The following is a 13,684-nucleotide window of genomic DNA, read 5'->3' on the forward strand; positions in this document are numbered from 1 at the left end:
GCGATCAGATTCCGGTCACAGAAAGGGATGAAAAGTCAATGCGATATTGTCCGCCGACACTTTCAACCACAGCTATATCTGACACCGGGTCATAGGATTTCACGGTTTCCGGATCTATGCAGCCCTCCCTGGATCTGGCCAACGCGGTCAGCATAGATTCAGTGGAAGAAGTCTTACCGGAAGCCTTGAACAACATACCTATACGCGGAATATTCTTTCCCATGGTCTTGGTTGGAATGGAGTAACGATCAAGCTGGGAGGAAAAATCATCGCCCTTGAAACTGAACGAATAGCCCCCGCCAACATCCAGACAGATACCGCCGTCAACTCGCCGAGCCTCACGCGAGAGGTGAACCAGAGACTCTATCTCCACAGCAGACTGGGGAACCACCCTGTCCCTTATGAACACATCAGCCCCGTTTACAACAACAAAAGCACGCCTCCACGACTTAGGGCGCACTCCCGGCAGATACAGTCCGGCAAGCTCAATCTCAACAGCCTGAAAACCGCTGCCCTGAGCAAACTTTGCCCTGGGAATATCTCCACGCGATTTTTTATAGTCGTATTGCAGGAACCACGTCCCACCTTCACCAAGCTGTCCAAGTTTATTGAAAGTCAGCAGGTTATGGCTTGATGACAGTTTTTTAAGCACATAACTGTCATCCTGAACCAGAGATTTCCTTCCAAGCCATATGCTGTAGGTACCTTCGTCAGGATGGATATGCGAACCGGGATAGACTCCTTTTGACAAGGCAAGATAACCCTGAGGCGGACCGGCCTTGAACATGATCAAAGAAGCATCCTTATCCCATGAAGACCGGGAGAGCAGGATTCCCAGATTGTCGAACCATCCGAAAAGAGGAAGATCCTCCGGAGAAACAGGCGCGACTTCAGGATCATACCAGATGTAATCCTGCCAGAGTATGGTCCGTTTCCGTCTTTCCGTTTCAACCTTTTCAGCAAGCCACTGGGCATGCCCGTCCTTGAAGATTGAAGCAAGACAACGCAGGAAAGCTCCCGGACCGTAATAGTCGATCATCAGAGAGTCAGCATAATCAATATTGTACTGAAATCCCGGCAGGGAGGCATACATCCTGAACAGGGCGGTATTTTTGAGAAAGCCGTTCTCCCTGACCTTATCCAACCCTTGAGCGGGAGCCAGAGCCATATAGTAATTAAGCAGCCACAACATACCGTAGCTCCAATAACTTATACCCTCATGACTTGCCCCGTCAGGAGAAAGCAGCCCCAGAACTTCGTCAAAATTGCGCTCAGCTTCGTCGAGCCATTTCTCCGCCCGCGCATCCTCACCGTAAAGAGCTATCCCGGCAATGGCCATAGAGGCTACGTTAACATAGTTATGGTTCTGAAGCAGGCCCTTGTCCTGAGCCCACCAGATTTCCCTCTTGTGGGTTAGGTCGTAAAATATTTCTGCATGTTCAGCTATGGCATCCCGGACCAGCAAACGCAGCGCCGGGGACAGTTCATCGTAGAACCAGTCATACGCAAGAGACATGGAGAACAGAACATGAGCCGGCCCCATATCGCTGTTTCCGGCCCAGTCAGGATTTGTGCTGAAAAGGTGGAGTAAATCCTCAATGGTAGAAAAGTAGGATGAATCCCCGGTGATCAGATAATAGAAAGAAATATCCAGCAGACCGTCTGCGGGTCTCCTGATGGTGCTGGCATCAAAGCGCAACAGGTTGTTGGGAACCCTGCTTCCCACCTGCCCGCGACCGCGCTTGCGGACGACTTTGAGAATGTCCGCGTAAGGCTGCTCATCCTTGACGGAACGCAGGTGTTCAAGCCGCTGCTTATTGAGATAAAGACGGGGACGATCCTTGAATACCGAAAAATCAAGGGAGGCATTGCACACACCGGTAGAAGCACAGAAGAACAGCAGGCAACACAATATCAGCAACACCGGTTTCAGGCGCATTCCTTCTCCCCGGACCGGGCAGGTCCCGCAACAGATTCTTCGGATGAAGAACAGCGGTATAAACAGCACAAGTACAGACAAATGAGTCTTATAAATCAGCCTTTGTCGCTGTTCTTCTTCACAGCCTTGATGATTTTGATCAGAGTGCGTCTGACAATACCCATGGAAGCTTCAAGGCTCGCAATCCTGTTCTCAAGCGACTTCACATAGTTAGAAAGATCATCTTCCTCACGCATACCGGAAGACTCCGGCACGGTAAGCAGACCGTCTTCAATGCGCTCCTTTGCAAATGTTTCAACTATCTCAGGAGTAATCGGCTTTATATCATCCGCAAAACCGTAAATTAACGAACCTTCGCACAGGACATTGATATTTCTGGGGATACCATAGGAATATTCACTGACCTTGGCGACGGCCTCATCAGTAAAGACACTGAACGGATCATCTACCCCGCCCTGTTTAAGGCGGTAGTATACGTATTCAGCAACTTCCTGATCCCGCAGACTGGAGAGATGGGCACTGACTACAATACGCTGGACTATCTGGCTGTATCGGGCTTTCCTCAGGCGTGCCCTGAAACCGGACTGACCGACCATAAGAATTGATATCAGGTTATCCTTTCCAGCCTGAAGATTTGAAATCATGCGAACCTGCTCAAGAGCTTCGTCGCTCAGATTCTGCGCTTCATCCAGAATAAGCAGAACCTTTCTCTCTCCTTTTGTATACACATCCAGCAGAAACTGCTGCAATGCATCAAGACATGAAGCTGGAGTAGGATTTTCCGGAAGTTCTGCTTCAAGCTCGGTCAGGATCATTTCAACAATATGATCCCCGCCGACGGCACTGTTAAAGATAACCCCTACAAGCGTATCTTCCCGACGATCAAGAACAAGCCTATAGATAATGGAAGTTTTGCCTGTCCCGGCATCACCGGTGAGCAGGATAAGACTGTCCCCGTTCATCAGGCCGTACTCAATATGAGTTATTGCCTGCTGGTGCCATTGACTCAAATAAAAGAAATCAGGGTCAGGCAGAATATTGAAAGGTTTTTCCTTCAAACCGTAGAACTCAAGATACATACAGCAAACCACCTACGGAACAACGTTAAGACTTTCTTTTTCAGTCTTATTCAATACAACACCCACAATATTACGCCCCTCAAGAAGCCTCAATGCTTTCTGGACATGCTCACGAGACGTCTTACCGGCTTCAATCACAAAAATTATCCCATCAACATAGCTGGAGAATACCAGAGCATCCGGAGCATGTAAAAGGTCTGGGCAGTCAAATATAACATACCGGTCAGGATACCTTGCCTTCATCTCCAGAATCAGTTCCTGCAGCTTTGGTGAACCTAGAATCTCAGTTGATCCTTTAATCGGCTCTCCGGCGGCAAGATAAGACAGCTTGCTTATTCCCGGCTTTATAAGCAACTTATGAACCGGAATATTGTGCAAGAGATGATCGGTCAGCCCCTTTTCAGCATCAATTCCGAGGTATTTATGAATACTCGGCTTACGCATGTCCGTATCTACCAAAAGCGCAAACTGGTCAACCTCACGGGCAATACTGATAGCAAGGTTAATGGAAGTGATCGTTTTACCTTCTCCCGGCATGGCGCTGGTAACCATCAGAACATTGTGCCCGTTCTTCTTTGTCCGGTGCAGAATCTGTGTACGCAACAGGTTATAAATATCTGTGAAGGACGCACTGCTGTGAGAGGTAAGAATTCTGTTTTTTGCCAGTTCGACTTCATCAAGATTAATATCTTCAGAAAAAATCGGCTTGGGCAACTCACAGGCCTCCACCATCTCTACAGCGGCAGCAGGTTTACAATCTGTGAATGCAGATTCAGCAACAGGACCTTTTGCACCACCGTTGCCACCGGCATCTGTGTGGCTGCCGCCACTTCCGTCCAAACATTCAGCTTCATGTATCATTCTGTTTCGTTTGGCTTTTTCAACAGCTTTGAGCAGTTTGCTCATGATGACTCCATTAATCCCTAAACTAGAAGTTCAAGGCAAGTTTGCGGATAACTTTGACCGCAATAATATCAAGCGGCATGTAGAAAAAGTGTACACCTGACACAACTACAATACTGGCGACGGCAATCGATAGGAAGACCGTCCACTTCTTTCTGACAATCCGACGAGCCTCAATCTCAGTCTCCCAGTACGGAACAATTGCCAGCACGGGATATTTGACAATCTCTGAAAGCTCTTCAGGCCTGCGAATTGACCGATCCATGAATTCCAGAAAGACCCCTACACCAATTCCTATACCCATGGATAAAACAAAGCCCACAAGCACAAGAGCAAGACGGTTGGGGCGAATCGGCTTTTCGGGAACGATAGGAGGATCAATCAGGGTGAACCGTTCTGCCAGTTGGCTCTGCTCCAGACCTTTTGCTTCACGCGCAGCAAGCAGTCGCGTGTTTATATCCTGATACTTGGCCTGGGCGTTGTCATAGTCACGAAGCAGGATCTTGTATTCCTGCTCGACCTGAGGAGTATTTACCACCCGCCGCTGGAATTTCTGATACTGGTTGCGGAGCTCGGCGTAAACTCTCTCGGTCTCGGCTATCTCCAGCTCTGTGGATGCGATCTGGGTCTCTATCTGGATATAACCGGGGTTATCCGGCAACTCCATGGAAGACTCAAACATACCGTCCTCAAGGGAGACCTCACCAAGGCGCTCGTTAAGAGAATCGATTTCACGTTTCAACGAAATTACATCAGGATGCTTTTCTGAATATTTCTTCAGCAGGGTTTCGTATTCCTGCTCCTTCTTTTTCAGTTCACGCTTTACAAGATCGTAGCTCTGCGCTGCATCAACTTCCAGTTCCAGCGCATCCACCTGACGTTTCATGGCGAGGACGGCCGGATGCCTGTCGGAATATTTAGAAGTCAGTGCAATGTATTCCCTGCGCAGTTTCTCCAGATCCTCCTTGGCAGTGGAAAACCGGGTCCCGTCGTTGGAAACAATTTTCAAATGAGGATCTATGCTGGCCCTCTGGCCTTCCAGATACACCTTCCGGTTTTTAAGAGATGCAACCTGCTCCTGAACCTTGTCCATTTCACGCTGAAGCCTTTCCATTGTGTTCATGTTATGGACAAGAAGCTCCGGCAGTTCATTGACATGATTTTCCTTGAAGCCGGCTATCTGCGACTCCAGTTCCAGAATTTCGGAACGAAGTTCTGCCAGCTGCAACTCAAGAAATTCAAATGTGGATGCGGCCTTTTCCTCACGCTCCTTGAGGTTCTCCTTCAGGTAAAGTGAGGTAAGAACGTTGGCCACCTGCGCTACCTTCTGGGGAGTTCTACCCTCATAGGACAGGGTAAATGCAACCGTGGCACTGGCCGGGCGTCCTGAATACTGGTTGGTAACTTCGGCAGTAATCGGCTCAAGTTTGATGTCCTCACGCATCTTGGTGATGATCTCTTCAGTGGTATATTTACCGATCAAATCAGGATAAAGATCAAATTCTTTAATGATATTTAGTAAGTTACCATGACTGAGTACGATCTGTGAAATGGATTGGAGACGTTCCTCAACAAACCCTGTAACAGTTGTCTGGACAAGATCCTGAGGGATATCCTGATCCTCAATAAGAATTGTAGCGGTCGATTTGTACACAGGCGCAAGAACGAAAGCCAGAATAACGACCATGGAAAAGATTATCCCGGCCGGCAGAATAAACTGATACTTCCTGCGCCTAAGCACATCAATGTAATATGCGATATCCGAACTCTGTTGCATCTAGCCGTGACCCCTTACTTTATCTCGGTTGGAAAGGAATAAGTCAGTCCCATCCAAGTTTTTACTCTTTCGTTTACAGTTCCCGACAATTCATTGCGTCCCCAGTTATAACTGAATCCGACCATCCATTTCCAATCCTTTTCAAACTCCCAACGCATAATATGCTGGGTAAAAATCCCGGATGCCTTATGTTTTTGACCACCATTCTTACCGTCGGTTTCATTCAACCACCATGTATTAATCGTGTCGTATTTGAGAAATTCGGTGAAGTCGTAACGTGCGTACAGTTCAACCTGATCCATAACCTCGTTCTCCCCGTAACGCCCAGGACGAACAACACGTTCCACAGCAGGAACAATCGAATATTTTAGCTGCCTGTACCCGACTTCAGCACGGACCTGATACAAAAAATCCTCAGAATCACCGCTCATTGCATCATTGGAATAGTTGGAATAGGTCATCCCCGGTCCACCTTTGACGGACATCTTCCAGCCTGGCGAAAAATTATGATCTATACCGACCACACCCTGAAAGGAAACCTGATCACTATTGAGCTCATCAAGCTCCCGGCTGAAATGTGTAAACGTGAACATCTGACCAGCAAAAACACTGGTAACCTCGTTGGGAAGCAGATGCCCCCAGATCACACTTAAAACGTTGGTCATGTAATCAGAATCAGCAGCACGCTCGTAATCGGTCTTATCCATATAATTGGATACCCTGATATTATCACGCTCTGAGATTCTCCAGTTTACTTCAGGAGTTGCTGAAGTCTTGAGTACAATAGTAGGATCAAGCTCCACGCCACCGGCTTCATAGGTGTTCTGGTCTAGGTTGTGGTAGCGTTTATGCTCAAGGGAAAGCCCACCCTCAACCTTGGGGGTGAACTTGAATTTTCCGGCAATGTTCACATTGTAATCGTAACGGTCGAATTTGCTGTTTTCCAAGTAGTCCCTGTAAATGAAATCACCGTTAATCTTGAGATTTGCTTCCTCGCCGATCACATCGACATTCAAAGAAGGGGTGATCTCGGTAATAAAGTCAGCAATATCGGTATAGTCTATATTAGAATCATACATTTCCCGGATATTGATAGAAGGGATCGCCCGGACAAAGGTTCCGGACAGACCGAGAAATCTTTTTGGGGTGGTAAAAAAAAGACCGTTTTCTGAGGATTTCCAGCGTCGTTCTTCGGCGTTATCTGAGGGGACAAGAGATACTGACGGATCGGTATACCTGTCCTCGTTATCTACACTGCGACTGCTGACCATAACTGGCTCTTTTTTCGCAGTAATTTTACTGGTGGAACCCGAAGCATCGGCATAGACAGCTGCACCGGTGACAGGAGTAGAAGCACCGGTTCCATAAGAAACAGATCCGGGCTCTACAGATCCGGGCTCTACAGGACCGGGCTCTACAGGACCGGGCTCTGCTGGAACACTGTCGCTCAGGCACACCACTATGGCACCAGCTTCTGTACGCTGAACACCTGAATCGGTCTGAATGGAAAAATCGACTGTCTCAACCGGATCAGGGTCAATTCTCCGTACGACTCGCCCCTCTCCGGAGATAGATTCAGATCTGAGAACAACTCCCGAAACAGACCTTCTGGTATCTGCTGCGGCAGAAGAACTTTCGACAGAAACAGCTACAGGCTGGACTACAGGCATGAAAATGCGCCAGGGAGCTTTATCCCCCGCAACAACGCCACATACAGGCACCGCCAATGCAGTGCACAAAAGTATGCAGAGTAACCTGTAAAACGACCTGGACATCCGACTCCCCTGTCAAAATCAGTAAAAGCAGCGACATACGCTACTACGGAACGACTACGGTATCACCCGGCATCAGCAGGATGTTTTGTTCAAGCTTATCTCCGCTTGCGAACTCATCGTAATCGAACTCAAAAACCTTCTGCTTGCCGTCAGGAAAACGGCGGACAACAACAATATTCCCGGAATCGGCAAAGTTGCTAAGTCCACCGGCCACGGCCAGAGCCTGAACCACTGTCATCTCCTGTCCCATGACTATCATCTTCGGACTTTGAACCTTGCCCATAACATAGATCTTCGGATTCTCGACTTTGCGCAGAATGACCGTCACAGCTGCATCCGGAACGTACTCCACAATACGCTTCCTGACTTCTTCTCTGAGCTGATCTATAGTCAGGCCTCCGGCCTTCAAGTCTCCTACAAGAGGAAAAGACACCCCGCCGTCAGGGCGTACTACAACTTCACGGGCCAGTTCTTCATCGCCCCACACAGAAATTTCTACAACATCCTCAGGCCCCAGTTTATAACCGCCTTTGTCAGTAATCTGTGCGAAAGCTCCGGATGAAGCAACAGCAAAAAACATGCAAACAAACAAAAAAACTTTTAATTTCAAAGAGTTCATAAAAACACTCCTTAAATATAAACAGGTCAGGGGAACAGTATGCGGCAAGCAACTGCAACTTTTTTACCTAACTATTTCAAAAAATTGGCACCGCTCACGTGGCTTAAGTCTTAAACAACCTTCGCCATCACTGACGCCAGGCGAATTTAAATACCGTCTTAAAAACAATCTCAAGATCAAGAAATACAGACCACCTCTGCAAGTACATAATATCAAATGAAATTCTTTTAACCATTTCATCCTCGGTACGCACTTCACCTTTATAACCATTAATCTGGGCAAGTCCGGTTATTCCGGGCTTTGAAATGTGACGGAGCATATAACCGGGGACAAGCGTCCTGTACTCCTCGTTCATTTTCACAGCATGAGGACGCGGTCCCACAATGGACATGCTCCCAAGAATAACATTTATGAACTGGGGAAGTTCATCAAGACTGTTCTTGCGCAGGAAATGGCCAAAACGAGTTATCCGCGGATCGCTCTTTGTAGCCGGCACAAACTCGTACCCATCCTCAAGAACTTTCATGGTTCTGAACTTGTATATCTGGAACGGTTCCCCACCGAGACCATAGCGCCACTGCTTGAAAAACACCGGACCTTTCGATGTCAACTTTATAAACAGAGCAATCACCAGCATCACAGGGGAAATCAAAGTCAAAATCAACAAACCGAGAACAAGGTCCTCCGTACGCTTGATGACACCATTTATCCCTTCAAAAGGGGAAGAACGCAGAGCAATAGCCGTCTGCCCGGCAACTTGGGCAACATCCCCACCCATAAGCTTGGTAAAAATAGATATATCCGGGAAAAAATAAATCTGGGCTGTAGAATCCTCAAGGTCCCGCAGAAGCCCTTCAAGCAGTGCTTCCTCTCGCATTGGGAGAGCAATATACACGAGCTGTATGTTCTTTTTGCGAACATACGCAGGCAACTCACTGATATTTCCAAGACATGGGTCCGAACTTTCACAGGAAGTATCTTTACGATCGAAAAAGCCCTCCACCTTCACCCCGGCCCAGGGATTCTCTTCGATCCAGTCAGCAAGAGCAGCACCCAGTTTTCCAGTTCCGGCGATTACTGCCTTCTTATTCATACTTGTTTCGAAAAAACTGTTGAAATAGAATTTCCTGAGAAAGACTCTTTCAACACACATCAGGGCAGGCCAGATAAAGATCCACAAAAGGACAACGCGTCTGGAATAAATGCTGGAAACCTTGAATACATATCCAAGAATCAAAAGACTTCCGAACACAACCAGAACCGCAGCAACTATTCTGTTACATTCTGATACGATATCCGCCCCAGCCCAATTCTTATAAACTCCGGCGACATGAAAACAAAACAAGGTGAGAAATGCAATTGCTCCGGCAAGCATACTTATTCTGTAGCCGCTGGAATAAAATGATGCAGGAGAAAACAGGGAATACAGGACAAGTAATGTTCCTATGCCAAACACAGCATCCATTACTTTATGAAAAGTACCCAACTTTCCTGCCGGAATTCTCAAATTCCTGGACATACCCCCTCCAGACAAATTTACTACAGACAAGCGATGAATTATTACAGCAAATTGTCAACTTAGCCAGACCATTCTTGGCCCAAAAAAAGGGCTGCAGAGGCAGCCCTTCTTACTGAAGCACAGTTTCTTTTCAAAATTAATTATATTCTTTCAAGCAAATTAAGCGCATCCTTTTTCTCAGGGAAATCGTCCTTTGATTTTAGGAGCTTATTGAGAATATTCTTGGCTTCCATTTTCTTGTCATCGCGGAAGTAAACCAGAGCCTTGTGATATTGAGCCGCAGAAAACTCCGGAGAAACCTGCAGGGCTGAATTCAACACATGCAGGGCCTGCTCATACTCTCCGTTAAGGAAAAGCACGTAGCCGAGTGTATCCAACGCCTCTGGACTCTGGCTGCTTGCAGCAACTCGTGCAAGTTTAAGAGCCTCTTTCATGTCATCCCCTCTGTCGGAGAATTTGGTGGCAAGGAGATAGGCAAGATTGTTGGCTGCGAGCTGGAAGCCCGGCCACTTCTCAAGAAGCTCCGAGTATGCCTTACGTGCATTGCTGAAGTCTCCCTTTTGCTCGTACAGAAGTCCAAGGATAAACAGAGGGCCGGGATTATCAGGTTCCTCTTTTACATTGGCGGTGAATTTGGCGATACCGTCCTTGATCCTGTTGTTGGACACATAAAGATCGCCTACACGCATGTAGGGAAGCATCCACTGCGGAGCAAGAGATATGGCCTTTGCATAACTTTCCTCCGCCTCAGTGAAATTATCCCTTTTGGCCTGAATACGACCCATCAGCTCATAGATTCTTGCGTTATCGGGAAACTCCTTCAGAAGCTTCTGACAAAAATTGACCGCGGCAGTAAACTTGTTCTGTTCAAGCATCACACCGACCTTTCCCTGAATTGCAACGAGGGAATCGGGAGCAATCCTAAGAACTTCAGTGTAATATTTTTCGGCTTCAGCATTTCTGTCTTCGGAACGGGACAGATCAGCAAGCTTGAGCAGGCCAATGGGGGACTCCGGAAAATCCTTGGCTATTTCGGCGAAAGTATGCACGGCAAGGTTTACATCCCCTTTGATTGCATACACATCACCGATAGCGGCCATAATGTTGATATCATCCGGACGCTTCTCGCGCAGACGCTGCAGTTCAAGAAGAGCCTGATGCCAATCCTTGCGGTCAAGATAAGTATTGATAAGAGCCTCACGAGCCGGACCGTAGCCCGGATCAATCGCAATGGCCTCCTTCAGGTTCTCAATGGCAATGCTGGTTTCATCATTTGCCTGATGTGCTTTGGCAAGCAGTACATATGCGGGTGCACTTGTCGGGTTATCCCTGACAACCTGACGGAATTCAGCAACGGCTTTCTGGCCTTTGCCTTCAAGCAGATAAATCTGACCGCGCAGATAGTGCGCTTCGGAATCCTTGGGGTTACGCTCGATAACTTCATCCAGCTGTTCCAGAGCCTTCAATGATTCATTCATATCAAGGTACAGGGTGGCGAGCTGCTTTCTATAGTAAACATTGTCAGCGCTCTCAGAATCAATGGCGATACCATCCAGCAGGATTTTAACCGCCTCCTCCTGACGTCCCTGGGACACAAACAATGCGGAAAGAGCCGAACGAACCTGCAGGGAAGCCTTATTTGCAGTCAGGCCGTCCTGCAGCACCTTCTCAGCCAGATCATACTTCTTTTCACTGGAGAGCATTCTGGAATAAAGAACCCGGTATTCATCTTTATCAGGAAAACGTTTTACCAGATCCGCAAGCAAAGACTCAGCACGGGTCTTGTCTCCTACAACTGAAAAATATTCAGCTGCGAAAATTACGAAACGGGGTTCACCGCCTCCGACCTCAAGCAGTTTCTCTACATAAGGACGCGCTTTTTCAATTGCATCGGTCTGCCTGTATAAAGCAGACAGCTTCATCAGCATGCCCGTGTCTGAAGGAATATGGGAAACTCCGTCAAGCAGTGCCTGTTCAGCCTCCTGCATTTTCTTCTGCCGAACATAAACGCTGCTGAGTGACATATAAACATCAGGATTTCCTGGATCATCATTCCGGGCAATTGCAAGCATCTTCTCCGATTCTGCATACTTCTTGTTCTCTGCAAGAACAGAAGCAAGGACCAGTCGGGCCTCGATATTTTTCGAATCTTCGTTAAGGGCCTTGCGAGCCATGTCCCCGGCATTGTCAAACTCTCCTGCCAGCAGATAGAGCTTGCTCAGCTCAACCTTAGCCTCAGTGAGCTTGGGGTCATAATCAGATGCATAACGGAAGTTGACAAACGCTGTCTGAAAATTTCCTTCCTCAAGTGCAAGTTTGCCGAAAAGAAGACGGCACTCTGCACATTCAGGATCAATGGACAATGCATTCTTCAATTCAAGGCGGGATTCGGTATATTTCTTCTGTTTATAGTATTCTACAGCTTTATTATAGAATTCTTCACGTCTCTTTTCACATCCGGAAAACAGACAGGAAACAACAACAATCAGGATTACAGCAAGAGTTGATTTACGCATTATGTCCTCAAAAAAATCCGTACGACAGCATAGCTATTCGGGGACATACGGAGCTAAGAGTGAATTAAAATTACTGATAAAACGATCAAGAATCTTCTGACCGTCTTCAACGGTCTCGCCGTCGTCAAGAACAAGCTCAAGCCTTACCAGTGCACCATCGGTGCGCTGCTTCTGAATTGAATCAAGCGCAAGGTATATCTTGTTGAGATATTCATTCGTGACAGTGCGCCCCCGCTGCTGGAACCAGTATAGAGCCAGCAGGCGCTGTCCAGGTCTCTGAAGAATAAGTCTTCTCACCTGAAAAGGTCTTCCGGCTTCAGGATCAGGGGCAAGATCAACGGAGGTGGTAAGATCCCATCCTCCGCCTCCGAGCAGGCAGCTCACCGGGTTATGAGCCGCCCTCTGCGGCTCCTGATAATTATAATATGATATAAGAGCAAGAATATTACGACCTGAAGTTTTGTCCATGAAGACACCGGAAAGGTAATCGTCGGCTCCAAGAGACTTCACTATATCGTCGTTAAAATACTCCCGTTTGCCCTCATAGTCGGAAAACGACATGGGAAAACTGTCAAAAGCAGTTCTTTCCGGAATTACACGCCCGGAAAGAACACTTTGATACCCGAAAAACATGCAGGCCAAAACAACAGCCATGACAACCAGATGCATAGGCGAATTGCATGCCGCCGGGGCACCGTATGTCCTTCTGGGCATATCGCCACCAGCAACCTTTCCACCGAAAATATTCAAAAACATGCTGAGTCCTACCAGCATGACCACCGAAAGCAGGTAAATCAATATCCCGGAGGCGTCGTGGAAAAAATTCTCTGCGGTTTCGACTGAAATATTTCGTGCAATGTACCCAACAATTGCAATCCGCAGGGCATTAGTTGCAATAGCCGTAGGGACTGTGGCAAGCACAACCACCAACCGCTGCCATGTACGGTGATTGAACCAGTAGGCCATGAGAATCCCAAGAAGAACGGTGGGAAAAACATAGCGCAACCCGCTGCAGGCATCGACGACATGAAGCTGAATCATTCCAAGATCAATGACATTACCTTCCCTGTAGACCGGTATATCAATGAACTGCATTATCCGGACGGAAAGATCCGATGAAATCAGCCTCAGCTTAAAGGTAAGCATATTATTGATAAAAGGCGGCGGCGGAATCGCGAAAGCAAGTACCATCAACGGGAAGAAAAAGGCTTTCATGGACTGCCAGCCATAAATGAACAGGATGACAGCCAACACACACAGCCACATGGATCCGAACACCAGGGCATCAACGGCCGAGGCCTTCCCAAGAAAGAAAAACACGCCGGCCATCAGCAGCACAAAATATCCGGATTTGGCAGCTGGGTGGCTATCCGCAGGCAACAACTCCTTCCTCTGCCAGGCCGTGTAGATGGCCAGAGGAACAACAAGCCAGCAATAGGAATAGTCCTCGGTGTTCCAGCGGTTCAACAACGGCGGAAAGGAATCCCAATAAAGAACGGTCCAGGCCGCAACTACGGATATGAAAGATAAAAATGCACTCACCCCAATTAAACTCCC

Annotated in this window: 9 protein-coding genes; all 9 read right to left on the reverse strand. The window is 47.6% G+C overall.

Going from position 1 to position 13,684, the window contains the following annotated elements; genetic code table 11:
* Positions 1–4: 4 nt before the first annotated feature.
* Positions 5–1,939 carry a DUF4962 domain-containing protein gene (locus N7E73_RS00810; protein WP_432736814.1) on the reverse strand — a complete coding sequence of 645 codons (1,935 nt, stop codon included), beginning with the start codon at positions 1,937–1,939 and terminating at the stop codon, positions 5–7.
* Positions 1,940–2,034: 95 nt separating this feature from the next.
* On the reverse strand, positions 2,035–3,018 hold the full coding sequence (locus N7E73_RS00815; protein WP_432736816.1) for an ExeA family protein: 984 nt from the start codon (positions 3,016–3,018) through the stop codon (positions 2,035–2,037).
* Between the two features lie 12 nt (positions 3,019–3,030).
* Positions 3,031–3,924, reverse strand: coding sequence for a polysaccharide biosynthesis tyrosine autokinase (locus tag N7E73_RS00820; RefSeq protein ID WP_432736818.1), 894 nt, complete (start codon positions 3,922–3,924; stop codon positions 3,031–3,033).
* Between the two features lie 22 nt (positions 3,925–3,946).
* Positions 3,947–5,698 (reverse strand): GumC family protein, encoded by a 1,752-nt coding sequence (locus tag N7E73_RS00825; protein ID WP_432736819.1) that lies wholly within the window; start codon positions 5,696–5,698, stop codon positions 3,947–3,949.
* A gap of 14 nt (positions 5,699–5,712) precedes the next feature.
* The gene (locus N7E73_RS00830; protein ID WP_432736821.1) at positions 5,713–7,473 is read right to left on the reverse strand and encodes a hypothetical protein; all 1,761 of its coding nucleotides are present in this window, start codon (positions 7,471–7,473) and stop codon (positions 5,713–5,715) included.
* A gap of 43 nt (positions 7,474–7,516) precedes the next feature.
* Positions 7,517–8,092, reverse strand: a complete 576-nt coding sequence (locus N7E73_RS00835) for a polysaccharide biosynthesis/export family protein (protein WP_432736822.1) — start codon at positions 8,090–8,092, stop codon at positions 7,517–7,519.
* A gap of 127 nt (positions 8,093–8,219) precedes the next feature.
* On the reverse strand, positions 8,220–9,611 hold the full coding sequence (locus N7E73_RS00840) for an undecaprenyl-phosphate glucose phosphotransferase (RefSeq protein WP_432736824.1): 1,392 nt from the start codon (positions 9,609–9,611) through the stop codon (positions 8,220–8,222).
* A 140-nt stretch (positions 9,612–9,751) separates the two neighbouring features.
* The gene (locus N7E73_RS00845) at positions 9,752–12,127 is read right to left on the reverse strand and encodes a tetratricopeptide repeat protein (protein ID WP_432736826.1); all 2,376 of its coding nucleotides are present in this window, start codon (positions 12,125–12,127) and stop codon (positions 9,752–9,754) included.
* Between the two features lie 33 nt (positions 12,128–12,160).
* The gene (xrtD, locus tag N7E73_RS00850) at positions 12,161–13,669 is read right to left on the reverse strand and encodes a VPLPA-CTERM-specific exosortase XrtD (protein WP_432736827.1); all 1,509 of its coding nucleotides are present in this window, start codon (positions 13,667–13,669) and stop codon (positions 12,161–12,163) included.
* Between the last annotated feature and the right edge of the window lie 15 nt (positions 13,670–13,684).

This window comes from Maridesulfovibrio sp. FT414 (assembly GCF_050916235.1).
Classification (GTDB): Bacteria; Desulfobacterota; Desulfovibrionia; order Desulfovibrionales; family Desulfovibrionaceae; genus Maridesulfovibrio.

Coding starts and splice junctions, on each gene's coding strand:
- N7E73_RS00820 (WP_432736818.1), bottom strand. CDS start 3,924: ATGAGCAAACTGCTCAAAGCTGTTGAAAAAGCCAAACGAAACAGAATG.
- N7E73_RS00830 (WP_432736821.1), bottom strand. CDS start 7,473: ATGTCCAGGTCGTTTTACAGGTTACTCTGCATACTTTTGTGCACTGCA.
- N7E73_RS00835 (WP_432736822.1), bottom strand. CDS start 8,092: ATGAACTCTTTGAAATTAAAAGTTTTTTTGTTTGTTTGCATGTTTTTT.
- N7E73_RS00825 (WP_432736819.1), bottom strand. CDS start 5,698: ATGCAACAGAGTTCGGATATCGCATATTACATTGATGTGCTTAGGCGC.
- N7E73_RS00840 (WP_432736824.1), bottom strand. CDS start 9,611: ATGTCCAGGAATTTGAGAATTCCGGCAGGAAAGTTGGGTACTTTTCAT.
- N7E73_RS00810 (WP_432736814.1), bottom strand. CDS start 1,939: ATGCGCCTGAAACCGGTGTTGCTGATATTGTGTTGCCTGCTGTTCTTC.
- N7E73_RS00845 (WP_432736826.1), bottom strand. CDS start 12,127: ATGCGTAAATCAACTCTTGCTGTAATCCTGATTGTTGTTGTTTCCTGT.
- N7E73_RS00815 (WP_432736816.1), bottom strand. CDS start 3,018: ATGTATCTTGAGTTCTACGGTTTGAAGGAAAAACCTTTCAATATTCTG.